Origin of the sequence: Psychrobacter sp. TWR1-1-1, assembly GCF_049895865.1 — a bacterium.
GTDB lineage: Bacteria > Pseudomonadota > Gammaproteobacteria > Pseudomonadales > Moraxellaceae > Psychrobacter > Psychrobacter immobilis_A.
Genome location: NZ_JAFCTE010000004.1, coordinates 237,643 through 263,012, shown reverse-complemented (window position 1 = coordinate 263,012; position 25,370 = coordinate 237,643). Strand labels below are relative to the sequence as shown.

General features: G+C 43.6%; 20 protein-coding genes and 1 pseudogene. 16 read left to right on the top strand and 5 right to left on the bottom strand.

Annotated elements, in window-relative coordinates; translation table 11 throughout:
• Positions 1-259 precede the first annotated feature (259 nt).
• Both csrA and ACP69U_RS06300 read left to right on the top strand, forming a co-directional pair.
• Positions 260-427: pseudogene (csrA, locus tag ACP69U_RS06305) on the top strand (carbon storage regulator CsrA); the annotation flags it as partial.
• 123 nt (positions 428-550) lie between these two features.
• Entirely contained in the window at positions 551-925 is a 375-nt protein-coding gene (locus ACP69U_RS06300) for a HopJ type III effector protein (protein WP_045445094.1), read from the top strand.
• An 86-nt stretch (positions 926-1,011) separates the two neighbouring features.
• Here ACP69U_RS06300 and ACP69U_RS06295 read toward each other — a convergent pair whose 3' ends face one another.
• Both ACP69U_RS06295 and ACP69U_RS06290 read right to left on the bottom strand, forming a co-directional pair.
• Complete coding sequence (locus ACP69U_RS06295) at positions 1,012-1,323, bottom strand: YeaC family protein (RefSeq protein WP_045451872.1); 312 nt, start codon at positions 1,321-1,323, stop codon at positions 1,012-1,014.
• 81 nt (positions 1,324-1,404) lie between these two features.
• A complete protein-coding gene (locus tag ACP69U_RS06290; protein ID WP_227675922.1) occupies positions 1,405-2,409 on the bottom strand; it encodes an NAD(+) kinase in 1,005 nt (334 codons plus the stop codon).
• 299 nt (positions 2,410-2,708) lie between these two features.
• Between ACP69U_RS06290 and ACP69U_RS06285 the strand changes: the two genes are divergently transcribed.
• Positions 2,709-3,431: a Bax inhibitor-1/YccA family protein gene (locus tag ACP69U_RS06285; protein WP_045445091.1), complete on the top strand. Its 723-nt coding sequence runs from the start codon at positions 2,709-2,711 to the stop codon at positions 3,429-3,431.
• A gap of 204 nt (positions 3,432-3,635) precedes the next feature.
• Here ACP69U_RS06285 and ACP69U_RS06280 read toward each other — a convergent pair whose 3' ends face one another.
• Positions 3,636-6,416, bottom strand: a complete 2,781-nt coding sequence (locus ACP69U_RS06280) for a heavy metal translocating P-type ATPase (protein WP_426138134.1) — start codon at positions 6,414-6,416, stop codon at positions 3,636-3,638.
• A gap of 480 nt (positions 6,417-6,896) precedes the next feature.
• On the opposite strand from ACP69U_RS06280, the gene mrcB reads away from it, so the two are divergent.
• The 6 genes from mrcB (at position 6,897) to purH (ending at position 15,126) form a co-directional block, all read left to right on the top strand.
• A complete protein-coding gene (gene mrcB, locus ACP69U_RS06275) occupies positions 6,897-9,374 on the top strand; it encodes a penicillin-binding protein 1B (protein ID WP_109590361.1) in 2,478 nt (825 codons plus the stop codon).
• Between the two features lie 35 nt (positions 9,375-9,409).
• A complete protein-coding gene (locus ACP69U_RS06270) occupies positions 9,410-10,219 on the top strand; it encodes a tetratricopeptide repeat protein (RefSeq protein WP_426138133.1) in 810 nt (269 codons plus the stop codon).
• A 122-nt stretch (positions 10,220-10,341) separates the two neighbouring features.
• Positions 10,342-11,268: a 50S ribosomal protein L11 methyltransferase gene (prmA, locus tag ACP69U_RS06265; RefSeq protein ID WP_201501574.1), complete on the top strand. Its 927-nt coding sequence runs from the start codon at positions 10,342-10,344 to the stop codon at positions 11,266-11,268.
• A gap of 196 nt (positions 11,269-11,464) precedes the next feature.
• The gene (locus ACP69U_RS06260; RefSeq protein WP_426138132.1) at positions 11,465-12,757 is read left to right on the top strand and encodes a DUF3426 domain-containing protein; all 1,293 of its coding nucleotides are present in this window, start codon (positions 11,465-11,467) and stop codon (positions 12,755-12,757) included.
• Positions 12,758-13,032: 275 nt separating this feature from the next.
• Positions 13,033-13,392: a DNA-binding transcriptional regulator Fis gene (fis, locus tag ACP69U_RS06255; protein ID WP_087816165.1), complete on the top strand. Its 360-nt coding sequence runs from the start codon at positions 13,033-13,035 to the stop codon at positions 13,390-13,392.
• 153 nt (positions 13,393-13,545) lie between these two features.
• Complete coding sequence (gene purH, locus ACP69U_RS06250; RefSeq protein ID WP_426138131.1) at positions 13,546-15,126, top strand: bifunctional phosphoribosylaminoimidazolecarboxamide formyltransferase/IMP cyclohydrolase; 1,581 nt, start codon at positions 13,546-13,548, stop codon at positions 15,124-15,126.
• Positions 15,127-15,328: 202 nt separating this feature from the next.
• Here the strand turns inward: purH and ACP69U_RS06245 are convergent, their stop codons facing one another.
• Both ACP69U_RS06245 and ACP69U_RS06240 read right to left on the bottom strand, forming a co-directional pair.
• Positions 15,329-17,203, bottom strand: coding sequence for a SurA N-terminal domain-containing protein (locus ACP69U_RS06245; protein WP_426138130.1), 1,875 nt, complete (start codon positions 17,201-17,203; stop codon positions 15,329-15,331).
• A gap of 382 nt (positions 17,204-17,585) precedes the next feature.
• Positions 17,586-17,858: an HU family DNA-binding protein gene (locus ACP69U_RS06240; protein ID WP_045445077.1), complete on the bottom strand. Its 273-nt coding sequence runs from the start codon at positions 17,856-17,858 to the stop codon at positions 17,586-17,588.
• Between the two features lie 519 nt (positions 17,859-18,377).
• Here ACP69U_RS06240 and ACP69U_RS06235 point away from each other — a divergent pair.
• From ACP69U_RS06235 to hscA, 7 genes are all read left to right on the top strand, one after another.
• On the top strand, positions 18,378-19,022 hold the full coding sequence (locus ACP69U_RS06235) for a hypothetical protein (RefSeq protein WP_045451866.1): 645 nt from the start codon (positions 18,378-18,380) through the stop codon (positions 19,020-19,022).
• A gap of 541 nt (positions 19,023-19,563) precedes the next feature.
• Entirely contained in the window at positions 19,564-20,073 is a 510-nt protein-coding gene (locus tag ACP69U_RS06230; RefSeq protein ID WP_045451863.1) for an Rrf2 family transcriptional regulator, read from the top strand.
• Positions 20,070-21,296, top strand: coding sequence for an IscS subfamily cysteine desulfurase (locus ACP69U_RS06225; protein WP_201501579.1), 1,227 nt, complete (start codon positions 20,070-20,072; stop codon positions 21,294-21,296). The genes ACP69U_RS06230 and ACP69U_RS06225 overlap by 4 nt, the downstream gene beginning before the upstream one ends.
• A 198-nt stretch (positions 21,297-21,494) precedes the next feature.
• Positions 21,495-21,905: a Fe-S cluster assembly scaffold IscU gene (gene iscU, locus ACP69U_RS06220; RefSeq protein ID WP_201501580.1), complete on the top strand. Its 411-nt coding sequence runs from the start codon at positions 21,495-21,497 to the stop codon at positions 21,903-21,905.
• 248 nt (positions 21,906-22,153) lie between these two features.
• Positions 22,154-22,474: an iron-sulfur cluster assembly protein IscA gene (iscA, locus tag ACP69U_RS06215; RefSeq protein WP_045445072.1), complete on the top strand. Its 321-nt coding sequence runs from the start codon at positions 22,154-22,156 to the stop codon at positions 22,472-22,474.
• Between the two features lie 118 nt (positions 22,475-22,592).
• On the top strand, positions 22,593-23,174 hold the full coding sequence (gene hscB / locus ACP69U_RS06210) for a Fe-S protein assembly co-chaperone HscB (RefSeq protein ID WP_055124405.1): 582 nt from the start codon (positions 22,593-22,595) through the stop codon (positions 23,172-23,174).
• Between the two features lie 274 nt (positions 23,175-23,448).
• On the top strand, positions 23,449-25,329 hold the full coding sequence (gene hscA, locus ACP69U_RS06205; RefSeq protein WP_426138129.1) for a Fe-S protein assembly chaperone HscA: 1,881 nt from the start codon (positions 23,449-23,451) through the stop codon (positions 25,327-25,329).
• The last annotated feature ends 41 nt before the right edge of the window (positions 25,330-25,370 follow it).

Below are 25,370 nucleotides of genomic sequence, written 5' to 3'. Positions count from 1 at the left end.
ATTTTTATTTTTTATTATTGCTAGGGTAACTATTTACCCAATAGTTTTGTGAAAACCCGTGACAGTCTCTGTTATGCCCCCTATAATGGGGCTTTCATTTGGGCTAAATGAATCTACCTATCATTACCGCTATTGGCACAACAGTAAGCATTGTGGTTTTCATTGATACATTGTCTTTCTAGGGCTGCGGTAATGTCCTGCAATTGAGAAGTAATCTGATGAGTAATAATTTGTTGATGCGACATAAGGAGTGTGACGCATGTTAATTTTGACACGCCGCGTGGGCGAAACGCTAATGATTGGTGATGAGGTCAGTGTGACTGTCCTAGGTGTCAAAGGCAATCAAGTACGTATCGGTGTCAATGCACCGAAAGATATTGCCGTACACCGCGAAGAGATTTACCAACGTATTCAGCATGAGCGTTCTGTACAGTCGCAAATGCAACATCTTGAGCAAGGCAATTTTGCGCCTTCATTTGATGACGAAGACTATTTCAATCGCTAAGTTACATACTTTCACTTTTTTAATCTGCTCTGAGGTCATTTATTTATGAGTATCCGCCAATCAGATGTATCGGCTCTACTTAATGGTTTGGATAAAAAAGCCATTGGATTCAATGATGTCATCAGTTTTATTGATGATTTTTATCGCTACGCACCTGCCCCGTTTGTGAATGGTATGGTACACAATGCAGCTGGTGAAAATGAAGGTAGTGCGAAAATTTTTGGCTTTGCCAAGCACCATGGTCTAAATCAATTGGATACGCTAAAACTGTTTGGCGAGCATTATGCCAAAGTTCAAGCAACTCCTAACGGTACTGACCATGCCAATATCCGCAATTTTTTACATTGGGGCTGGCAAGGATTTTTGATGCAAAAAAACCCATTAACGGTTCGCCCTAGTGTTGATACGACGGCGCTTTAAAAAGTTATTAAATGAGAAAAGGCCACGCTGATTAGCGTGGCCTTTTTTATGTGCTTCATTTTTTATCATAAAACTTAGCCTTTAGCCTATTTATCACGAAACTTGACGGGTTGGACTGCGCCTTTCGGATTAGGCATGTTTGGATAATGATGCTCATGCTCGACATCACATTCTGCCCCGACGATAGAACCATCGTCTTTGACTGGCTTATGAATATAGCCTGTGCGCTCAGCAGGTGGCAGATGCTCGTGCTCCCACACCATCACCGCTTGCATACAGGTTTCGCGCTGCTCAGCGGTCAGCTTGCGACCATCAGGCCACTTGCCCAACTCAATCGCCATGCGGAATTTATCCACCACTTCTGGCGTTAAACTTGCTAATATCGTTTGCTTGTCCATCCTACCTATTCTCCACCACTATTTTTTATAACATATTTTTTATAACATATTTTTTATAACGTTTTTATATAAAAGAGACACTTATTCGTCGTCCATAATATCATCATCCACGTCAAGACTGAATTCCTCAGCATGGACGTTCCAGTGCAATTTGGTGCGACAAGCTTCATAAAAATCAAAGCCCGGCGGATGGAGTAAGGTTAACTTATCAGGATGCTTACGAATATAGAGCCGTTGCTCTTGCTCAAGTGGCACGCTTGGCTTGCCGTCGGCACTGACCATCGGCTGAGTGCGATTGTCTTCGTGAATGCGAATGCAAACTTCGCTATTACCGCTCACCACAATCGGTCTGCTAGACAGCGTATGGGGATGCATGGGCACCAAACAGATAGCATCCATACTCGGGTGAATAATGGGGCCGCCACCAGAGAGTGCATAGGCCGTTGAACCAGTAGGCGTTGCTGCAATCAAACCATCACTATGCTGACGGTAGACATCTTGACCATCGATTTTCATCTGAAAATCTATCATATGTACCGATTTCCCCGCATGCAATACGATATCATTGAGTGCCATATCTTCATGAATGATAGTGCGCCCTTCTCGTATCTCCATCGTCAATAGAAAACGATGATCCAGCTGGTAATCACCCATCAATACTTGGCGCAATTTAAACGCCGCTTCATCAGGTTTTACATCAGCTAAGAAACCAAGCCGACCACGGTTGACGCCGAGCACGGGTACACGGTAGCGTGCCAACGCTTCAGCCGCGTGCAATATCGAGCCATCACCGCCAACAACGATGACCAAATCACAAATCTCGCCGATTAGACTACGCTTAACGATTTTGACCTTTTCAATCTCAGTAAGGTTCAAAGTGGGCAAGTTCGCCGTCTGCACATCCATAATTAATGTGAGATTCATCTCATTGATAGTCTGGGCAATTTGCACCAAACTTTGAGTGACACTGCGTTTACCAGCGCGGCCCATGAGCCCGATACGCCTAAAAGCAGGGTTTTTGATAGCGTGGAACAGCTCTGATTCATGTAAGTGCGGCAATCTTGCGGATTGCGCTGAGTTTTCCATAAAACGACTCGGCATAACGGTAAAGTACTCGCCAATGATAGCGATAAACGAGCGTTTAGACTAGCATGTTTATGAATTATCGTTGTTAACTGTCGTAATCAACCCCATATAAAAGCCATCGCACGTTACTCTTAAACGTGTTTGTTTAGCTAGGCAATACGCCAAAATACATCAACTAATAATAGCTCTATAAGGTCGTGAAGCCTTGATGGCTGTCACGTAAACACAGTTGACAATAATGGCGGTTTTGCTAAAGTAGCTAGCATCATTATTATTTACATTTTATTAAGGACAACTTTATGGCCAATCCTATTGTCAGTCGCGCAGAACTTGCGATCGGCGGTAAGCCAATGACGGTCAAGGGCGTGATTCAAAAGACCAGTCTATTACTTGGATTATCTGCGATCACTGGTGTGGGCTTTTTCTTTTATGCCCTTATGGCAGGCTTGTCGCAAGGCTTTATCACGATGGCTGCCTTCGGTAGTATGTTTGCCGCTTTTGGTCTCGCACTTTTTATCACTTTTAAACCACATAAGGCCAAAACCTTTGCTGTGCCTTATGCACTGTTAGAAGGCATATTTTTAGGCGGCATCTCGCTATTCTTTATGCGGATGTATCCGAGTGTACCAGTGACCGCTATGTGTGCCACTTTTGTGACGGCAGCCGTTATGCTAGGGCTATATCGCTCAGGTCTGGTCAAAGTGACTGAAAAGTTCCGCTCAATTGTGACTTCAGCATTGATTGCGATTATGCTGGTTTATGTGGCGCAATGGGTACTTTCTTTAGCGTTTGGCTCAAGCTTACCCTTCTTATTTGAAGGTGGCGCTATCGCTATCGGCTTTAGCTTATTTGTGATTATCATCGCCTCTTTTACGCTTTTACTAGACTTTGATAATATCGATCGCGGTGTGGCAATGGGCGTATCAGAAGATTACGAATGGTTATTCAGTATTGGTATTCTTGCCACGCTCGTGTGGATGTACATTGAATTTATGCGTTTGCTTAGCTACTTACAAGACTAATTTAAAAACCAGTTAATCGTTATCTAAATAAAAAACTGCCTTATCTATTCATATAGTTAAAGGCGGTTTTTTTATGGGCAAAGCCAAATACTTACTAATAGACATACTGTTTGAAAAAATGTGAGCAGCAAGGAAAATGAATCTCAGTACTACATTAGTAGGCTAAGTAAGTTTGACGCAGCTAATCGTTTTTTTGAATGGGTATTAAGCACGCTTTAAGCGCAGCGCATTTAAAACCACAAACAATGAACTTAATGACATACCAATAGCAGCTAGCCAAGGTGGCACATAGCCTAACGCTGCTGGTATTAGCACACTGCCATTATAAATGAGTGCCCAGCGGAAGTTTTGCTTGATGATACGTTCCGTTTTATCAGAGATACGCTTAGCCGCAGTAATAGCGTCGATTTGACCATTTAAGATAATACTGTCACTCGATACTTGTGCCAAATCTGCCGCCCCCGCAATAGAAGTCGAGACATCTGCTGCGGCTAGCACTGGCGCATCGTTGATACCGTCTCCCACCATCAATACTACGCCACCTTTCGCCTGTAGTTTTTGAATGTGAGTGACCTTGTCTGTTGGCGATAGACCATTGTAAGCAGAATGCATCCCTAAACTTTCAGCCAATACCAGCGCTTGCGGGCTTGGGTCACCAGTCAACATAACTGTCTCAATACCCAACTCTTTAAGCGTATCGAGCATGGCTTTGGCACTATCACGCACCTTATCATTGAAATAGAAGCATGCCAGCGCTTGCCAAGTGACTGAGTCATTTTGTTGACAAGATAAAACCACCGCTGAGCTAGCGCGTTGTGCTACTAGATCAATGACCATATCATTATTGGCATCATTCAACGCAAAATCTACATGACCAATTCGATATAATACGCCATCAATCATTGCCTCGACACCGCCTGCTGGATAATGCTGTAAGGCCTGCGTCGATGGCAAATGCAACTGATAGGCAGCGGTAAGCAGCGCGTGTGCAATAGGATGACGGCTCCCTACTTCTAGAGCCGCAGCGATGGCTAGTAGCGTATCTTTTTGCTCATCTGTAGCCGTTGCAATATCATTATCTTTAAGCAGCTCAATATTTAATAAATTCGGCTTACCATAAGTTAAAGTGCCTGTTTTATCAAAGGCCACATGAGTGATTTCAGCGAGCGTTTGTAGCGTATGTCCACGCGTCGTCAAAAAGCCATAGCTTGCCAGTCGATTGGTCGCGACCGTCAGCGCAATCGGCGTCGCTAAAGACAGCGCACAAGGGCAAGTCGCGACCAATACCGCGACCGTAGCCCAAATCGCTTGGCTTGGGTCAACGATATACCAGCCAATGAATACCAAGACAGACAACACCAAAATACGCGCCACAAACCATCGTGCCAGCTTATCGGCTTGCTGTGCCAGTTTGGGCTTTTCACTCATGGCACGGTTCATCAGCCGATCAATCAAGCCAATTTGACTGTCTGCTGGCAATGCTGTGACCAGCATCTCAAACGGTTGGCTGTCATTTTGTGCACCGCCAACGATATAGTCACCTTGGCTCTTGATAATCAAGTCGCCCTCACCCGTCAATAGGCTTTGCGACACGGTAGCAGTCTGACTCAGCAAAATACCATCGCTGATGATTTCAGAGCCAGCCTCAACTAAAATGATATCACCCACTTGCAAACTATGGGCGGTGACCATTTGTTTTTCTTCTGCCTCATCTGCTGTTGTCGATAAAGCTGATTGTTGAGTACGCGCGCGTTGCCAGTCTTGTGCAATTTTTGATGTGAGCTGATGAACATTGGCATCCATGCTTTGCATAAAATTAGGCGTTGGATTGGCTGATGTGCTCGCCTCATTTTTATCCAAATTACTGACTTGATTACTCACGTCTTCATTTACAGCTGTTTTTTCGAGCTCATTTTTCTTTAACTGCTGTAATATAAGCTCGGCGGCTTCTTTATCTTCCGCAATTTTTTGTACCAGTACTGGCTCAACCACGACCAAGTCATTGGCCATGGTGGCGGCTTTTAGGCGTGCATTATGCTCAATGTAACGCCCTGCCAGTAAAAAGAAAATAAACATACTGACCGAATCGTAATAGGTTTCCCCTTGCCCAGTGATGGTGGCATATAGGCTCGCGAAAAAAGTCACAATCAGCGCGATACTGACGGGTACATCCATATTAACTTGACGGGCACGAATCGCCGACCACGCTGAGGTAAAGAACGGGATACCCGCATAGAAGAAAACGGGCGTACTGACAAATAAAGATACCCAGCGCAAAAAATCGCGCTGAAATATTAGCATATCGCTGTATTCACCAAAATAGATGGCAACGGCATACATCATCGCTTGCATCGAGCCCAACGCGGCAATGCCCAATCTTATGAGCATTTGGTTGTTATGACGCGCCAGCATCGCCTCATGCGTATCTTGACGATAAGGCTTGGCTTCATAGCCGATTTCATTAATCACCGCTAGAATGCGGCTAATTGGCAGCTTATCCTCGTTCCATATCACTCGCATACGCTGATTGGTCAAATTCACCTGACATTTACTGATGCCCTCTAACTCATCGAGACGCGACTCAATTAGCCAAGTACATGCCGCGCAGCGTAGGTTATTGACGGACAGTTCTGCAACCGACAGTCCGTCTTGAGCATAGACAAATTGTGATTTGATCTCGTCATGGTCATACGCCTCAAGGCGAGTCAACTGCGTTGGTAGACTTGCCGTACGATTAATCTCTGAGCGGTCCAGGTAATACTGCTCAAGCCCTGCCTCTACAATGCTTTGAGAGGCTAACTGACAGCCCATACAGCACATCTCACGCGACTTACCCAATATCTTGGCATGGAACGGCGGCTGCGGTACAGGATCACCGCAGTGGAAACAGTGACCTGCGAGTGGCAGTACTAAACCTTCGATGATAGAGTTATCTTCATAATGCTGGCTGGTGGTCGATGCCATTGATGATGGGACATTGGACATAATCGCGCTTACTTCCTTTAGACAGGTTTGCTCGAACCTTATTCGCTTTAAGTAAACTTACTATCATTAACGAGACTCAACGCCTATGCAGAAGACCTATCTAAAACAGCTATTTTAAATAACTCTCAGCACGGCTCACAAAAAATAAAACAATAACAGTAGCGGTTAATTCATAAAAAACACATCGTTGGCGCGTCTCTAAACTGCTATCGTGCATGGCTATATGACATGGTGACATGAAGCTAATATGACACTTATATGACACTTATATGACAATGATACTGTCAATCTAAAGCTTTTAATGCTTTGTTAGCAATGACCGTGTTTTAACAGAGATTATACTATAAGCAAGTGCTGTGAAGAGCATAACGACTCACAGCTTAAAATCAATGAATGCCTGCGTTGACGATGATAGATTGAAAAATTTGTCAATTTGCGTCATTATGAGGCAGTTTTTTATACCAAAATGGTGCGACATCAGTGCAAACATCCAATTCCAAGTTACCAAATACCAAGTTAACACAGTCCTCTAAATCTGTTAACCACACGCTCCCTTCACAGCAGCGTGGGTTGGTATTTAGTAGTCTTATCTTAATTGTCATTATTGCTGGCATGGTGCTCTTGGCGCTATATTTAATCAAACTTGATCGCACCATTACTCATAAGTTCGAGGGTAAGCGCTGGGATATCCCTGCTAAAGTGTATTCGCAGCCGCTTGAATTGTATCAAGGCGCGAGTGTCGACAAAGATACGATGAAGACATGGCTGGAGTTGCTGAACTATCAAAGCAACAAAGCTTATGATCGCACGGGAACTTATCATAGATCAGGTAATACCTACTTTATTCATACTCGCGGTTTTACTTATAGCGCCAACGATGTGGATAAAGAGCAAGTCATAAAAATGACCATTGCTGGTAACAAGATTGAGTCCGTACAAAGCACTTTGCCTGCCAAAAGCGGCATCATTCGCTTAGAGCCGGTGAGTATCGGTGGCATTTATCCTGACAGTAATGAGGATCGTTTGGTCGTCTCGTTAGATGAAGTGCCACAACCACTCATTGATGCGTTAATAGCCACGGAAGACCGTGCGTTTTATGAGCACAAAGGCGTCTCTATACGAGGCATTGCACGTGCCGTACTGAACAACTTCTCTGGTGGCTCTAGACAAGGCGGCTCAACCATCACTCAGCAGCTGATTAAAAACTTCTATCTCAACTCAGACCGTACGCTGAAGCGCAAAGCCAACGAAGCGTTAATGGCAGTATTGCTCGAGCTACATTATAGCAAAGATGAAATTCTACAAACGTACCTCAATGAGATTTATTTGGGTCAAAACGGTAACCGCTCTATTAATGGTTTTGGCTTGGCATCACAGTTTTACTTTGATAAACCACTGAATGAGCTGCGCTTGGATCAGCAAGCACTGCTAGTCGGTATGGCAAAAGGCCCGAGTATCTACAACCCACGTCGCCATCCAAACGATTCAAAAGCACGCCGTGACGTCGTGCTGGGCAATATGCTGGCCGTTGGCTCACTCAGTCAAGAAGACTATGAGAAAGCGCTAAAGCAGCCACTTGGTGTCGTGGACAAACCTGTCGAAGGCAAAAGTCAATTCCCTGACTTTTTGGATATCGTCAAGCGCGAGCTGAATACCGTGTACTATTCTGATGATCTCAAGAATGAAGGTCTTATCATTATCAGTACTTTGGACCCTATTGCACAATTAGCCGCAGACAAAGCAGTTGATAGAAAATTGGGTGAGCTGCGTCGTAACAGTAGCAAAACCAAAGACTTGCAAGGTGCTCTAGTGAGTGCCAATCCTGAGACTGGTGAGCTGGTCTCTGTGGTGGGTAGTGGCAGTGAATTTACCGGCTTTAACCGTGCGGTCGATGCCAAGCGCCAAGTGGGTTCGTTATTGAAGCCTATTATTTACATGACAGCGCTTGAAAGTGGACGCTATAATCTTGCAAGCTCAGTCGATGACTCACCGATTACCGTGAATCTAAGCGATGGTACTAAATGGAACCCCAAGAACTATGACAATCGTGACCATGGTTATGTGCCATTTACCACCGCTTTATCAAAGTCTTATAACCAAGCAGCGGTACGCTTAGGTATGGAGTTTGGGGTCGATACCTTTGCCAAGCAGTTACAGCGCATGGGTATTAAAGAAAAAATACCACCCTACCCGTCAGCATTGTTAGGTTCTGTTAATCTTAGCCCAATGGACATGCTTGGTGTCTATCAAGTCTTTGCAACTGGTGGCTTCCGTACGCCTATCCATAGTATTCGCACCGTCATTGATGACCGTGGTCGTATTTTACAACGTACTGGACTAAACACTCAGCGTAGTATTCCGCCTGAGACCAATTTCTTAATTAACTATGCCTTACAAGATGTGGTCAAAAACGGTACTGCCAAACGCGTGCAATCACTTGGTAGTAATCTAAATCTTGCTGGCAAAACAGGTACTACAAATGATTACCGCGATGCTTGGTTTGCAGGTTACAGTGGTAACTATGTCAGTGTGGTTTGGGTTGGCCGTGATGATAACAAGCCAATTGGTTTAAGCGGCGGTACTGGCGCATTGCCAGTTTGGGTTGACTATATGAATCGCTTGAAGCTAACGCCTGTGGCACTACCAGAGCCTGAAGGTATTGAATGGTTGTGGTTAGAGAACAACTCAGGCAAGTTGTCTAATGAGCGCTGTGCAGATGCACGCTATCTGCCTGTCCTGTCGGCATATTTACCAGAAGAAGCCAGCAGTTGCGCTGTCGGCTTATATCAACAAGATCGTGCTCGTGAACAAAACCAGCAGCGCCGTAGTGAAGGTTTAGAAATTCCAAATGGCGAAGCTGTTGATAGTGACAACCAAGAAAACAGTGATGGGTCAAATGGTAATGATGCAGAAAGTCGTGCCGATACTTGGTATGATCGTGCCGTTGAATGGTTCTAAAGTTATTTGTGAAACTTAAAAAAGGTCTCAAGCTAATGTTATCTCTCAAGCAAACTGTGTCAGCTAGGTCAGCCGTCATAACGCGGTCTATCAAAGTCAAGCCAGCCAATAAGATGCTGGCAGTCAGTGCTCTAGCTGGCATGTTGAGTTTGAGCGCTTGCCAGACTGCGCCGACTGCATCTACCGTGATAAAAACCGTACCGACTCAAACGCTGCCATCATCGCAAACAGCTAAAGCCCCCATAGCGACTGTGACGCAAGCGCCCATTGTCAGAACAGAGGACGAAGACGACTACCCCATTGAGCCTTATAATTCCTATGAACCAGCCGAATCAACCAATCCATTGACTCAAGAGACGCCTGTATTTACACCATCTAATCCTGTGTTGACCCAACCTGATCCAGTTATTATCATCCCTTCGCGTGATGACTACATCATCTCTGAGCCGTCAGCACCGTCACACAACGAATTGCTAGAACAGGCAAGAAAAAACTCGCAGCAACGGACACAGCAAGCTACTACCAACAATAGCAACTTGCCAGCATTCCGCAATTTGATGCAAGCAGGTATCAGTCAACTAAAAGCTGGCAAACTGACCAATGCTGAAAACAGCTTTACCCGTGCACAGCGCCTAGCACCTAAATCTTCTGCGGTGTATTTCTATTTGGCGCAAGTGGCATTAAAAAAGAACCAGCCGCGTAAAGCAGAAGCCATGGCACGCCGTGGTCTGAGTGTTTCTCAAGATACCAGTCGTCGCCGCGCGCTGTGGCAAATTATTTTGCAATCAGGACAAGCCCAAGGCAACGCTCGCGTCATCAGTGAAGCGAAGCAAGCCTTACGCTAATATCAAGACACACCGCAGTGAATAGAGACCAAGTTTATCACTTGGTCTCTATTCACTTTTTATATTGTGCACACACATCATTTATCCAAAATAGACATTTATTTTTAATTAAGGTTATCGTTATGGCATGGCAACAACTGCATTTACAATGTGAAAAAGCAAACGTCGATTTGGCTGAGGCACTGCTCCTAGAAGCAGGTGCATTATCCATCGCCTTAGACGACGCAGGTGACCAGCCTTTATTTGAGCCATTACCTGGTGAATCACCGCTATGGGATGAAGTTATCCTGACAGGGCTATTTGATGCGACCACCGATGCTGGCAGTCGTCAGGCAGTCGAGCAGCTCAGTCATGAAATCGCAGCACAAGTGCAAGCCACCCGTATCTGGCTCACGGCTGTAGATGATAAAGACTGGGAGCGCGAATGGATGAGCAATTACCATCCTATCGAATGTGCCAATAATTTATGGATTGTACCCAACTGGCTGACGCCGCCCAATCCTGAGGCAACTAACATTATTATGGATCCTGGTCTAGCCTTTGGTACAGGCTATCATGCCACTACCCGCTTATGTCTTGACTGGTTAACAGAACAAGATCTAAAAGACAAAGTGGTGATTGATTATGGTTGCGGTTCAGGTATTTTAGGCATCGCTGCTTTGTTATTAGGTGCACGCCACGTGTATGCTGTCGATATCGACCCACAAGCAGTGCTGGCAACCAATCAAAATGCCGCACGCAATCACGTTGGGGATCGCCTGCAAGCGTTTTTACCAGAAGACTTCACTGACTACTGCGCACAAAACGATGTATTACCTGTAGACGTAATCGTTGCAAACATTCTAGCCAAGCCGCTCATTGGCTTAGCGCCTTACTTCGCCACCTTAATCGCACCAAAAGGTCGCATTGTATTGGCCGGTCTAATAGAGTCACAAACCGAACAAGTAACGGCGGCTTATCAACCTTATTTTGCGCTTGATGCAAAGCATGCTTTTACAGCGCAAGAAGACCAACATTGGCAGCGTTTATCTGGTACATTTACAGGCTAGCAACATTTAATTACATCTGTTACGATAGAGGGCAGTCAAATGTCATGCATTTGACGCCACTCTGTCCTTACTCATGATTTATGGACATTTACAGCTAATATTTAAAGCTGATACGAAAGGCAGTATTAGCACTATAGGCAACTATTAGCGAGTGGCTAAGCGGTATTGATAACCATAATTTTTTGGATTCGACCCTATGACCACGCCCATAAAAACTCAGTGCCCTCATTGCCAAGCTTGCTTTAAAATACAGCAAACACAGTTGAATAAAGTAAACGCCACGGTTAGCTGTGATCAATGCCAACAGAGTTTTTTGGTCAATAAACATCTTATCCTCACTGCCGATGCTGTCAGTACTTCCGCTATTCAAGAAAACACAACGACTGACACCAATACGCTAGCCGATTCAAATCGACATTCTGCACAAACCGCTGACAATCATAATAAAAATCAACATGCAGCAGGCGCTGCTAAGTCACCACTCACTCCTCCATACTCAAAAAATGCTTCATCTGATACTTTAATTGAGGATGATTTGATTCATGACGGCTTAATCTATGATGATATGGATAGCGATGAACCAGAAGAAAGCGTTTTAGAGTATGATTCTCTAGATAGTATGGATGCTTGGCTGACTCAAGCAAGCAATATGAACAATAGCGGTTATACTTCTACAGCAGACAACCAACCAACAAGCAACCTCTCTAAAAAAACAGATAAAAACAATGCGTCATCAGCGAAAGTATCATCTGGTGATACAACAGAAAATTCCTCATCGGCACAAATGGCGCTCAGTTCAGCAGCCGCTAATGATATTCATGCCAATGTGGATGATACTGCGGATAATTCTTGGCTCGAAAAACTCCTAAAAGAACAAAATAAAAGCGAAGAGGTTCGACAAGACGATACCGATTTATCACAACTGTTGCTCGATATGGGTGTACCACTGAAAGATGAAGCGTCAACCTCCGAAGAGCGTGTGAGAAAAGCACAAGCAAAATTTACACCTACGCCGCAGAGACGTTCTATCGCATCCTTACTATGGACGCTAGGATGCTTAGTATTAGCACTGCTGCTTTTTGCTCAATACGTCATTTTTAATCTAGAAACTTTGATGAAAAACCCAGTGCATGCAGAGCGCTTACAATCAGTATGTGCAGTCGCTGCCTGTAGTTTACCTAGTGCCGATCTAACAGCATTCACGATTACCAACCTTAATCATAAATCGAGTAAGATTAAGATGGATGGAAAGTCGAGCGATGTCAGTGCCACATTAAACAATCAAAGTGCCAAAGCACAGCTGTATCCGAATATTAAAGTCAGCGTATACGGCGCAAATGATATGATTGGAGAATTCATCGCCACGCCAGCTGATTATCTATTAAGCAAGCAAAGCCAATTAGCGGCGGACAGTAGTCGAAACATATTATTTACCATCCCTGTTGCTAATAGACAAATTCGAGAAGTGACTATACGTCCCCTGTATTGAATAGATAATTACCAACAAAATACTGTCTATCTATAAACAACCTCGTCTCTTAAAACTTCAGCCCTCAGAAAAACGTAGGCAGGTCGCAAGTTCAGTAGTGATGCAAGTGCGACCCAGCCAGTTATATTTTGCGGCAATGTTATAATAGTAAGCGTCTACCCTAGTCATACTGCTGCCAATATAAGGTTAATCTGTCAGCGCTAAACGGTATTAATTTGATATAATACCCTGATATCTTATGGTTTGACTCTTTCCAATCCCAAGGACATTATCTTATGGCACCTCATGCACAGCATAATGCCAATCATTTTGCCACAAGCTCTGAGCATCCTGCCGATTATAGTACAGCTAACCATCATTCAACTCGTCATGTTGACTCCTCATTAGACAGCGATGCGAGCCAGCGGCATGAACCACTGCGCGTACATGTGGAGCGTGTGGTACGACAGTACTTTGCGATGCTAGGCGATGAGATGCCGACCGACTTGTATGAGCTTATTTTAAAACAAGTTGAAGAGCCACTATTATCGGTTGTCCTTGAAAAAACGCGAGGCAATCAAACCAAGTGTGCACAAATCTTAGGTCTGAATCGTGGCACTTTACGCAAAAAACTCAAAACTTATGACTTAATGTAGCATCTGCTATATGCATTTCTCTGTCTTTATTACCAATCATTATGTATGGCAATTTAACGTTATTGACGCTATCCACCATGATATTGTCTGCAACAATTGTCATTGTCACCTTGCCAGACGTTTACGTCAGGCTTTTTTTATGGAAATTTTCTTATGAGTACAACCCCACTTGCTCTATTGTCAGTCTCTGATAAATCCAATATCGTTGAATTTGCGCAAGGCCTTATTAAGTCAGGCTTTGGCTTACTGTCTACTGGCGGTACTTATCGTTTACTCACAGAAAACAATGTTGCTGTGACCGAAGTATCCGATTACACAGGTTTTCCTGAAATGATGGATGGCCGTGTCAAAACGCTACATCCTAAAATTCATGGTGGCATCTTAGGACGCCGTGGTACAGACGATGCCGTAATGAGTGAGCACGCGATTGAGCGTATTGATTTGGTTGTCGTCAACCTTTATCCGTTTGCAGAAACCATTGCTCGTGCTGACGTCACCATGAACGACGCTATCGAAAACATCGACATCGGTGGTCCTACGATGGTGCGTTCTGCGGCGAAAAACCACGCTCATGTGGGTATCGTGACTGATCCAGCAGATTATGAGCGCATACTTGCCGCTTTAGATGATGGCACCGAGCTGACACCTGCTTTGCGCTATGACTTAGCAGTGAAGGCTTTTGAGCATACTGCACAGTACGACGGAATGATTGCTAATTTCTTAGGTAGCCGTGTCAATGAAAGCCAGCAGCCTGAGAATTTCTCACGTATCTTTAATGTGCAGCTCGAAAAAGCACAGGATCTACGCTACGGCGAAAACCCACATCAAAACGCCACTTTTTATACAGAAAACCATCCGCTAAAAAGCCAACAAGCCTCTATAGCGACTGCTAAGCAACTGCAAGGCAAGGCGCTGTCTTATAACAATATCGCCGATACTGATGCTGCCCTTGAGTGCGTGAAAGCCTTTAGTGCCCCTGCTTGCGTTATCGTTAAGCATGCTAATCCTTGCGGTGTCGCTGTCGATAACGATCAAGTAACCGCGTATAACACTGCCTTTAGTACTGACCCTGAGTCTTCTTTTGGCGGTATCATTGCTTTTAACCGCCCATTGACGTTGGCGGCGGCTAAAGCCATTATCGACAATCAGTTTGTAGAAGTTATTATTGCACCAAGCATCGAAGATGGTGTACTTGAAGCGACAGCTGCTAAGAAAAATGTCCGTGTATTGGTGTGCGGCGAACTGCCAGCGCCAGATCAACGCGATAGTCAGCTTGACTACAAGCGTGTCAATGGTGGCCTGCTAGTACAAGAGCAAGATCTTGGTTTGATTACAGCCAATGACTTAAAGATTGTCACTGATGTACAACCAACAGAAGCGCAAATCGCCGATCTATTATTCAGCTGGAATGTGGCAAAATACGTCAAATCTAATGCGATTGTTTATGCCAAAGGTCAACGCACTATCGGTGTTGGCGCAGGTCAGATGAGCCGCGTTAACTCAGCTCGTATCGCTGCCATCAAAGCAGAGCACGCTGGACTAGCGACTGAAGGTGCTGTTATGGCATCAGATGCCTTCTTCCCTTTCCGTGATGGCATCGATAACGCTGCCCAAGTCGGTATTGCTGCTATTATCCAGCCAGGTGGGTCTATGCGTGATGATGAAACCATTGCTGCGGCAAATGAGCATGGCATCGCGATGGTATTCACTGGTATGCGTCATTTCCGCCATTAAATTGTTCCGTATCACTTTGAATAGTAGCATTGATAGCAATATTGAATTTCGTATCGCCATTAATGCTAAATCTTTATGATAAAAGTAATACTCATTAAAAAAGCCACTGTAGACAGTGGCTTTTTTATGCTTCAAACTTGAGAAGATTATTTAGAAAGAATGACTAAGTAAGTATCTCAAGTTTTCCTTAATAGCTTTATTTCTAACGCCCTTGCGCGTTTGCTATATTGGCGTCATTAACTTCAACTTTATATACCAAGCGTAGATAATCCAAGTAATCTTGTAGCTGATCTTGCCCCAAGTTATCACGAATGATGGCAGCCGTTTGTGCTCTTTGCACATCAGATAATGGCGACTGCTCCTCTGTTTTAATACGATCACCGACCAACAAAGTCGCGCCCATCTCAGTCTCACTGGCAATAGCAACGACGCCATTATTAGCTGCTTGCTGACTAAAGGCCAGTCCGCGTTCTTTCTCTGTCAATAGAGTGGTTTGGCGATTCACTTCACCTAATGATTGAAAACGTACTGGCTGTTTATTGATATCAGCAGGCGTTTTAATACCAGCGGCTAATTTCTTCGCCTCTTTTAGCGCCAATGCCGTGGCCTTTTCTTGACGTAATATCTGAGTGATTTTTGGCGTAGCAGCAGCTAAGCTAAGCGTTTTCGTAGGACGATAGTTGCTTGGTTGCACCCATACCGTCCCGTTACCAACCTCGATACCTGCGGTTACTGCCTGATCTTGAATCGTAAACTCATCAAAAGCCTGCTTAATCACTGCTGGTTGTGATAGCTCCGATTTGTTGTTTTCTTTACGATAATCCTTGATACGTTTTAGCGTTACGTTCTCTTGCTGAGCGATGTCCTCGATACTAAAGCCATCTGCCGCCAAGTCATTAATCGCTGTCACTTTATCTGCATAGATTTCTTGACGCTTATATTCTTTCGCTTTTGCTGTCAGCTCTGCACGCATACTTTCTAGGCTTGGGATTTTACTACCGTTATCTTCGGTTACGGTAAATATCTGGTAGCCAAAGCTAGTCTTAATAGGTGCTGTTACATCACCCACGCTTAAGCCCTCTAAAGCCTGCTCAACTGCTGCGGCATCATTACCAAACACAGAGGGATTAAAGGTACCAATATCGCCACCTGTTGCTCCTGATGGATCATCTGACTCGGTTTTAGCCAATGCCGCAAAAGACTCACCTTTATCCAAGCGAGCTTTGATTTTGGTCGCTCTGGTCTTCGCGTCTTTACCCGTTAATAGGATTTGACTGATCTTACGTTCATCGACGACCGCTAGCCCTTGCTTATAAGCTTCATATTGCTGCTGCAAATCTTCTTCCGTAACCTCATTCACTTGAATTGTTTTAGGACTTAATTGCAAATATGCCAAATCTACCATCGCCGCACTTTTTAGCGTGTCTTTATTGGCATCATAATAGGCTTGTATATCGCCTTTGCTTAACTTGACCTGATCTGCATAGTCTTGCCAATTAAATCGATGCAGCCAGATATTGCGCGACTCAAGTTGTAAGTCAATCAATTGACTTACCGCTTGCATTGGATATACTGCCGTGCCAACAATACTGGCATTGAGTTGGTCGAGGCTTAACTGGTTACGAAACTCAGCAAATAGCTGATCTTTGGTCATGCCGCGCTGGCGCAAGAAGTTTGAGAATTGGTCGTTAGAAAAATTGCCTTCTGCGTCCTTAAAAATTTCTTCTTCACGCAATAAACGATTAATCGTGTCATCAGAGACTGTCATACCAAGCTTGCCCGCTTGCTGCTCCAATAGCGTACGATCAATGAGACCTTTGAGCACCTGCTCGTGCAACACATCTTCATTTAATAGACTGGCATCATCAACTTGTTCTAGTATTTCAGTACGACGGTTATTTACGGCAGTCTGATACTCGGACAACCCTACGCTTGCTTCACCCACCTGAGCGACTTGGTTGGGATCGACCCCGCCTCCAAAATAGCTTTCGACACCCAATAGAGCGAGCGGCGATAGGCATAAAATCAATAAAATGCGACCTGGCCAGCTTTTTAAGAAATCGCGCAATTTATCCATAGTTATCTCTGCTTTATAAACCTATATTGATGAAAAACCATTGTAATATTACTATTAATATCAATGCTATCTAAGCAGGCAATGGTAAGAATAAGAACGTGTGAATTTGATATAGAATAACAAGACTGAGTAAAACAGCCTTTTTAAACAACGCATCTATCGCGCGCCCTATGATACGTGATTTTTGATGCAGACTCAAAATATTCACGTGGTATGATACAAACTATAGCGATAAAAAAAGCACCTAATATCTAGGTGCTTTTTTATGATTCATATTATGACTTTTCAGCCATGCTATAAATCATATAGTGCTTTACTAAGTAAATGCTGTGTTCGTTCGTATATCACGTCGTTATACAGCATCCGTTTTTAATAAAACGGCTTAGTTTAAACGCTCTTTTAAGTTTTTACCCGCTTTAAAGCTTGGTACTTTACTTGCTGGAATGCTAAGCTCTTCACCCGTCTTAGGGTTACGGCCAGTACGTGCTTTACGGTCTTTTACACTGAAAGTACCAAAACCAACCAATGAGATGCTATCGCCAGCTTCTAGCGCTTCACCAACACTTTCCATAACAGCATTCAATGCATCGCCAGCTTGGGTTTTGTTTAGGCCACTTTTGTCTGCGATGCTATCAATTAATTCTGACTTATTCATAAAATTTCCTTCAAGTTTAAGGGGGATAATAAACGCTCACGCCAAGCATTGTAACGCTCTCATAGCATTTAAGCAATAAAAACTGCCTGACTGGCGTATTAACAGGTTTCGCTTTGTTATCGTCTTTATATCAAGGCAGCATAAGGAGCGCAAGCGATTTTACATATTTTTGCCTACTGTACTACGTATTTGACACTCAATGTTACGCAAAGCCTCTGCAACTGTCATAACTGCTAGTCACCTTGGCTTTTCGTAACTTCGACTTAGCGAGTCAACCTCTATACTGCCTTATCGTTCAAAGAGATGTCATCTCATACTGAGGCATCGCCAGTCATAAATATCTGTGTCCTTGTTGATTACCAAATTGTAAAGTAATAATTTCCCAACTGACAGAAACTAGCGTTACTTTTTATTATAAAGGCGTTACTATAAGCAAAATATCACTGCACCTTTTGGGTCAATTTTGACTCTTGTTTGTCTTTTGCCTCTAATTTGCCAAATATAAAACGGATTATTTACATGAAGCGTTCTACGTTGTCTCACTCTTTTCTTAATATCATTCTGGTGTTCATCGAGTCGGCGCTGACACTATTGTTACGTTTAGATCCCGAACTACGTAAGGCCGCTTACCCACTTGCCAAGCAAGGTACTGTCGTGGCGCTACGCTTGTATCTACCTCATGTTGAGGTGTTTGCCACGTTTAGCACCAAAGGCGTATTATTAGACGCAGAGTTACCTATTGACCGCAGCGAACCTGACGTCATCATTAATGCTTATAGCATCCAAGTGATCAATGCGATCACCACTCATGACAGCGAAACCACCGAAAAACTACAAATGCGCGGCGAGTCTGTTCAAGTACAGTTGGTCAAGCAGTTTATTATGCAACTCGGTCTTGGCAGCTTAATTCAAGGTCTTATTAAAAAGATAAAAGGTGGCAAAGGTAAGACCAAGCCTACTGAAGCTGAAATGGCTGACAAAAAGGACAGCTATAAATTACGCATCAAAGAGCAACAAACCCAAATAAACACCTTGACTATTAAAAACCGTGAGCTTGAAATCACGGTTAAAGAGTTACAGAGCAAACAAAAAACCCTGATAATCGTCACCGTGGCTGCTCTCGTTATTATGATCGCAGCCATTATCGCGCTATTAATGAATTAATGTCGCCAACGACGACTTACCAATGTCAGCTTACCAATGACAGCTTACCAATAACAAGCTACTTACTTTACCAAACGCGTTTGATGCCGATTAAGGCATATTAAGCGCTTAATATACTAAGCGCTTAGATGACTGGGGCGTATTGAACATTCAGCACGCCCTAATATAATTGATAGAAGTTAAAAAAACGTAATACTCGAACTTCAAGACTGTATTTTAGTATTTCAAAAATGCTAGGAATCAATGTTCTCAATCTTATAGTCCCTCCTTTTAATACCATTGTTTTTATCAATCATAGTGATAAGCTCGATTAACCATTCAACCACACTTTAATCTTGACTAAATTACTCAGGATTAAGTATAATTGGCTTAATCGTTGCACACATCGGGTTAATCATCTGCTGTTTAATAACGATAAGACACAACTTAGCGGTTATGTGATTCCATCAGTAGCTTTCATATTGCGCTACAAGCTACCACCACTATCATTTTGCTAAGGTCGTTGTTAAATAAAAATGACTTAAAAGTTTGGAGATAACACATGCGTTTGACTACTCGAGGCAGATATGCCGTTACTGCGTTACTGGATTTGGCATTACAGACCAGCCAACAAGACACTGCAGTCTCCTTATCTGATATCGCCAAGCGGCAATCGATTTCTATCTCTTACCTTGAACAACTGTTTTCCAAACTTCGTAAGCGTGGTCTGGTCACTAGCATCCGAGGTGCGGCCGGTGGCTATCATCTAGCCAAACCATTGCATGAAATAGACGTCATGAGCATCATATCTGCCGTCGATGAGTCGGTTAATGCGATGCAGTGCGAAGGACGCGGCGACTGTCAAGGTGGTACAATGTGCTTAACCCATGATTTATGGTGTGCACTGTCCAATCATATCGAACAGTACTTGAAAAATATAACATTAGCGCAATTATTAGACATGGAAAATGTGCAATCAGTGTCAGAGCGTCAGCACAGCTCTACCAAAGAGATTTCCATAAAAGATATCAACACTATTACCCTATCGAACAGCGAGGCAAACCCAGCATGAGCCAACATAACAACCTTATATACTTAGATTATGCCGCCACCACACCAGTTGCAAAATCAGTAGCTGCTAAGATGAGCGAGTATCTGACAGTAGATGGCATCTTTGGTAATCCAGCCTCGCGCTCGCATGGCTATGGCTGGCAAGCAGAAGAAGCGGTAGAAACAGCGCGTCAACAAGTGGCTGAAGTCATTAACGCTGATCCACGCGAGATTGTCTTTACCTCTGGTGCAACAGAATCAGATAACTTAGCCATTAAAGGTGCCGCCCACTTTTATCAATCTCGTGGTAAGCACATCATTACCAGTAAGATCGAACATAAAGCCGTATTAGATACGTGCCGTGAGCTTGAGCAAGAAGGTTTTGAAATTACTTATCTTGAGCCACAGCCAAGCACTGGGCTAATCTTACCAGAGCAAGTGAAAGAAGCATTACGTGACGATACTATCTTAGTATCACTCATGATGGTAAATAATGAGCTTGGTACGATTACTGATGTCGCTGCCATTGGTGAAATCACTCGTGAAGCAGGTGTGGTCTTCCACGTCGATGGCGCACAATCTGTTGGTAAAGTATTGATTGACCTTGAAACCACGAAGATCGATTTGATGAGCTTCTCAGGTCACAAAGCCTACGGTCCTAAAGGTATTGGTGCATTATTTGTTCGCCGTAAGCCACGTATCCGCTTGAAAGCAGAGCAGCATGGCGGTGGTCATGAGCGCGGTATGCGTTCAGGTACATTACCGACGCATCAAATCGTTGGTCTTGGGGCAGCATTTGCTTTAGCCAATGAGCGTTATGAAGAAGACCATGCACATGCAGCCAAGCTACGCCAAAAACTGTGGGACGGTCTACAAGATATCGAAGAGATTTACCTAAATGGTGATCTTGAGCACAGCGTACCTAACATTGTAAACATCAGCTTCAACTTCGTTGAGGGCGAGTCTCTCATGATGTCACTCAAAGACTTAGCCGTATCATCAGGCTCAGCCTGTACATCAGCGACGCTTGAACCATCATATGTATTACGCGCTATTGGTCGCCCAGATGAATTAGCACACAGCTCAATTCGTTTCAGCTTTGGTCGTTATACCACCGAAGAAGATATCGATACTGTCATCAAACAAATGCATGAAGCAGTCGATAAATTACGTGCCTTATCACCACTTTGGGATATGTACCAAGAAGGTGTTGATTTAGATTCAGTCGAATGGGCTGAGCACTAAAATTACCGAAAACAACGACACAGTTATCAAACAGAACCATTAAACGATTGATCAGACACTTATAAATCCAGTTTTTATAAATACCGTTTTTATAAATACCGTTTCTATTAACTAAATGTTTGACCCCAATTATCGATGAGTAGTTAGACATTTAAAGTCAGTAATTGACTGCTCGTCATCTAACTAGGAGAAAACCCCATGGCCTATAGTGACCAAGTTATTGATCATTACGAAAATCCACGCAACGTCGGCAATCTTGATAAAAATGCCAAAAACGTTGGTACTGGTATGGTTGGTGCCCCAGCTTGTGGCGATGTAATGCGCCTACAGATTCAAGTTGATGATAATGGCATCATTGAAGATGCACGCTTTAAAACTTATGGCTGTGGTTCGGCAATCGCTTCAAGCTCGCTCGTGACTGAGTGGCTAAAAGGCAAAAGCTTGGATCAAGCGGGCGAAATCAAAAACAACGATATCGCGAAAGAGTTGGCCTTACCACCAGTAAAAGTGCATTGCTCTGTACTTGCTGAAGACGCCATTAAAGCCGCTATTAGCGACTATAAAGGCAAGCATAGCGCAGCAGTAGAGACAGAAGAAGTGGCTAGCTAAACCTATTAGCGTAAGTATTGTACTTCTAAGTACACGGTCTTAATGAAAGTACTTTAGTAGTCGATGTATTGAACAGCTACTAACGCTAAAGAGGTGACAATAACGCTAATGTAATTGTCACCTTTTATTTTCTAGTGATTCTTAACTGGTCGTTATTAAGATTTTTTTGGCAAATGCGCTATTTTCATTGCCAGTTTATACAGATTTTTTTGATTGATATTTATTATTTATAGTCAATGGGAGTTGGCATGATTGAAATGACAGAACGCGCCGCTCAGCATGTTCGAGACTTTTTGGACAATCGCGGCAAAGGCGAAGGTATTCGAGTGGGTATCCGTACCGCGGGTTGCTCAGGCTTAGCTTACGTTTTAGAGTTTGTAGATACCCCTGATGAAAATGACACGCGTTACGAAAGCCGCGGCGTTAACATCTTTATTGATCCTAAAAGTTTGGTCTATTTAGATGGTTTGTTGATGGACTACGAAAAAGAAGGTCTTAACGAAGGCTTTAAGTTCACCAATCCCAATCAAAAAGGCGAATGTGGTTGCGGCGAGTCTTTTACCGTTTAATGGTTCAAAGGTTAAAAACCATTGAGTTTAGAGTTTCCTGACTCTATATTCAAGCCATAATAAATATGTTCTCAGCTAAAGAAAACTTTCAAAATAAATAACAAGCAAGGCGTATGATATGACAGACATTACTGCAGAAGCCCAGTTTGATAACTTCTTTGCCCTATTTGAGCAGCCTGTACAGTTTGAAGTCAATCAAGAGAGTCTCGATCAGCATCTACGTCTGCTACAAAAACGTTATCATCCTGATAATGTCACCAAGAATCTAGCCAATACTACGCAAGCGCAACAGCAGTCTGAGCAAGCCTCAGCGTTAATCAATCAAGCCTACCAAGCGTTAAGTGCGCCTGATAGTCGTGCTAGCTATCTACTAGACATGGCAGATCAAGCACAGAATCTAGAGCATTCAATTGCAGACTTGGACTTTTTAGAAGATGCGATGCAGATGCGCATGGATTTAGATGACGCTATCGAGGGTAAAGATCGTGCGACATTGCAACAACTACACCCTCAAATCACCGAGCGACTGGCAAAACAGTCTAAGCGTTTTAACGATGCTTACCAAAACCAAGATTGGCAAACGGCGATTGATGCGACACAAAAACTAAAATTCTTAGTCAAATTAAATGCTGACGTGACTACTGGTATCGATGAGTTAGCGACTGCTGAGCATTCAGATGATGATGATTTATACGTCTAACTAACTGACGTATAAGCTTGTTAATTTATTTTATATGCCAAATTTATTTATAAATACTATTCGCTTATAACGCTTATTTGAAAACTATATTATAAGCGATGGTTAAAATAGTCATAGCGATGCCGTATAATCCCTTATTTTAAGCACTTTTAATCGCTAAGTATCTTCGTTTTCACGTGCATACAAAGCAGTTAAACTACAATAGTGCGCTTATCATATTTGTTTCATTTCACTTATTAATTTTATCTCTTTCATTTTATCTTTGAGTTATCTTATGTCTTTATTGCAAATTGCCGAACCCAATCAAAGCGCCCAACCCCATCAGCATCGTTTTGGCCTAGGAATTGATCTTGGTACTACGCGCTCATTGGTCGCGGTAGTACGCTCAGGCAAGGCGCAAGTCTTAGAGGCAAGCGCAGCTACCGATACCTTATTACCTTCTGTGGTCTATTATCCAAGTGTAGATAAGCCCTTGGTTGGCTCTGATGCATTAGCTCACTTAGCGGATGATCCAAAAAATACGATCGTCTCGGCTAAGCGTTTTATGGGTCGTAGTAAAGCTGATATCAAATTCTCTCATCCTTATGATTTAAGCGGCAGCAAAGATGACATGCCAGCATTTGTGACGGCTCAGGGTAAAGTATCGCCTGTTGAAGTATCAGCACGTATTTTAGCAGCGCTTGAGCAACGGGCAGCGAGCGCATTGCCTGCAGACAGTATTGAGGGTGCGGTCATTACTGTCCCTGCTTATTTTGATGAAGCACAGCGGCAAGCGACCAAAGATGCAGCCCAAGCGGCTGGTATCAATGTGTTACGCCTGCTAAATGAGCCTACTGCTGCTGCCGTCGCCTATGGTCTCGACCAGTCAACGCAAAACGGCGATAAAGAAAGTTATTATTTAATTTACGATCTGGGTGGCGGTACTTTTGACGTTTCTATCTTAAAGCTGACTGATGGTGTCTTTGAAGTACTGGCAACTGGCGGTAATAGTGCATTAGGCGGTGATGACATCGATCGTCTAATGACCAATTGGCTTATCAAACAATTAAATATCGATCCTAAAGATGTGAGTCGTCATGACAAGTCAATACTGGCGCAACAAGCCAAAGCTTATAAACAAGCCCTGACGGATGCTGAACAAGTCAATATTGACATCACTGTGAATGAGCAATCTTATCAAGGTGTGCTTCGCCGTACAGATTTACTGGCTATTGCAGAGCCAGTTAGCCGCCGTACATTGAGCGTATGCGAACAAGTACTGCGTGATGCCAAGCTTTCGAGTGCTGATCTAGACGAAGTGATTTTGGTCGGTGGCTCTACTCGTATGCCTGCTATACAACAAGTCGTGACAGAGTTTTTTGCCAAGCAACCACTTTGTCGTCTAAATCCCGATGAAGTCGTGGCTTTGGGTGCTGCCCAAACGGCGCATCAATTGGTCAATGGCGATAGTAATAACAACCTACTATTGTTAGACGTAACGCCGCTATCGCTTGGTCTTGAGACCATGGGCGGCTTAGTTGAAGTACTGATTCCACGTAATACGCCTATCCCTGTCAAAAAACGCCAAGTGTTTACCACCTATCAAGATGGTCAAACAGGCATGGTGATTCATGTGGTACAGGGCGAACGCGAGACAGTAGACAACTGCCGTTCATTGGGTCGTTTTGAGCTATATGGTATCCCGCCGATGAAAGCTGGATTTGCTCGTATTGAGGTCACCTTTAGTATTGATGCGAATGGACAGCTAACCGTCAGCGCACAGGAAACCACAACCAAGACAGAAAGTAAGATTGAGATTGTGCCTTCTTATGGGTTATCAGATGAGCAAAAAGAGCAGTTGCTCGTCGCAGGATTCAAGCATGCAGAAGAAGATAAAAATACACGTTCTTTAATCGAAACCAAAGTAGAAGCGGAGCGTGAAGTATTAGCGCTACAATCTGCCCTTAAAGAATTTGCAGCTTTATTGTCGTCTGAGGAGCAGCACTCATTGGCTGAGCAAATACAAGTGTTGCAAACAACGCTCAGTACTGATGATTTGGCACTTATCGAGGCACAGCAAGCAAAGCTTAAGCCTCACAGTGATGCCTTTGCTGCCCGTATTATGAATCAAAGCGTTAAAGCCAGCATGGCAGGCACGAATGCCCAAGATTGGTAGCAGATACATTTAAAATGTGGCTTAGTCACCATACTAAGCTC

What these genes read in the sequence shown, in the direction of transcription:
- ACP69U_RS06300 (WP_045445094.1), top strand. Translation starts at nt 551, where the DNA reads ATGAGTATCCGCCAATCAGATGTATCGGCTCTACTTAATGGTTTGGAT.
- ACP69U_RS06295 (WP_045451872.1), bottom strand. Translation starts at nt 1,323, where the DNA reads ATGGACAAGCAAACGATATTAGCAAGTTTAACGCCAGAAGTGGTGGAT.
- ACP69U_RS06290 (WP_227675922.1), bottom strand. Translation starts at nt 2,409, where the DNA reads ATGGAAAACTCAGCGCAATCCGCAAGATTGCCGCACTTACATGAATCA.
- ACP69U_RS06285 (WP_045445091.1), top strand. Translation starts at nt 2,709, where the DNA reads ATGGCCAATCCTATTGTCAGTCGCGCAGAACTTGCGATCGGCGGTAAG.
- ACP69U_RS06280 (WP_426138134.1), bottom strand. Translation starts at nt 6,416, where the DNA reads ATGTCCAATGTCCCATCATCAATGGCATCGACCACCAGCCAGCATTAT.
- ACP69U_RS06270 (WP_426138133.1), top strand. Translation starts at nt 9,410, where the DNA reads ATGTTATCTCTCAAGCAAACTGTGTCAGCTAGGTCAGCCGTCATAACG.
- prmA (WP_201501574.1), top strand. Translation starts at nt 10,342, where the DNA reads ATGGCATGGCAACAACTGCATTTACAATGTGAAAAAGCAAACGTCGAT.
- ACP69U_RS06260 (WP_426138132.1), top strand. Translation starts at nt 11,465, where the DNA reads ATGACCACGCCCATAAAAACTCAGTGCCCTCATTGCCAAGCTTGCTTT.
- fis (WP_087816165.1), top strand. Translation starts at nt 13,033, where the DNA reads ATGGCACCTCATGCACAGCATAATGCCAATCATTTTGCCACAAGCTCT.
- purH (WP_426138131.1), top strand. Translation starts at nt 13,546, where the DNA reads ATGAGTACAACCCCACTTGCTCTATTGTCAGTCTCTGATAAATCCAAT.
- ACP69U_RS06245 (WP_426138130.1), bottom strand. Translation starts at nt 17,203, where the DNA reads ATGGATAAATTGCGCGATTTCTTAAAAAGCTGGCCAGGTCGCATTTTA.
- ACP69U_RS06240 (WP_045445077.1), bottom strand. Translation starts at nt 17,858, where the DNA reads ATGAATAAGTCAGAATTAATTGATAGCATCGCAGACAAAAGTGGCCTA.
- ACP69U_RS06235 (WP_045451866.1), top strand. Translation starts at nt 18,378, where the DNA reads ATGAAGCGTTCTACGTTGTCTCACTCTTTTCTTAATATCATTCTGGTG.
- ACP69U_RS06230 (WP_045451863.1), top strand. Translation starts at nt 19,564, where the DNA reads ATGCGTTTGACTACTCGAGGCAGATATGCCGTTACTGCGTTACTGGAT.
- ACP69U_RS06225 (WP_201501579.1), top strand. Translation starts at nt 20,070, where the DNA reads ATGAGCCAACATAACAACCTTATATACTTAGATTATGCCGCCACCACA.
- iscU (WP_201501580.1), top strand. Translation starts at nt 21,495, where the DNA reads ATGGCCTATAGTGACCAAGTTATTGATCATTACGAAAATCCACGCAAC.
- iscA (WP_045445072.1), top strand. Translation starts at nt 22,154, where the DNA reads ATGATTGAAATGACAGAACGCGCCGCTCAGCATGTTCGAGACTTTTTG.
- hscB (WP_055124405.1), top strand. Translation starts at nt 22,593, where the DNA reads ATGACAGACATTACTGCAGAAGCCCAGTTTGATAACTTCTTTGCCCTA.
- hscA (WP_426138129.1), top strand. Translation starts at nt 23,449, where the DNA reads ATGTCTTTATTGCAAATTGCCGAACCCAATCAAAGCGCCCAACCCCAT.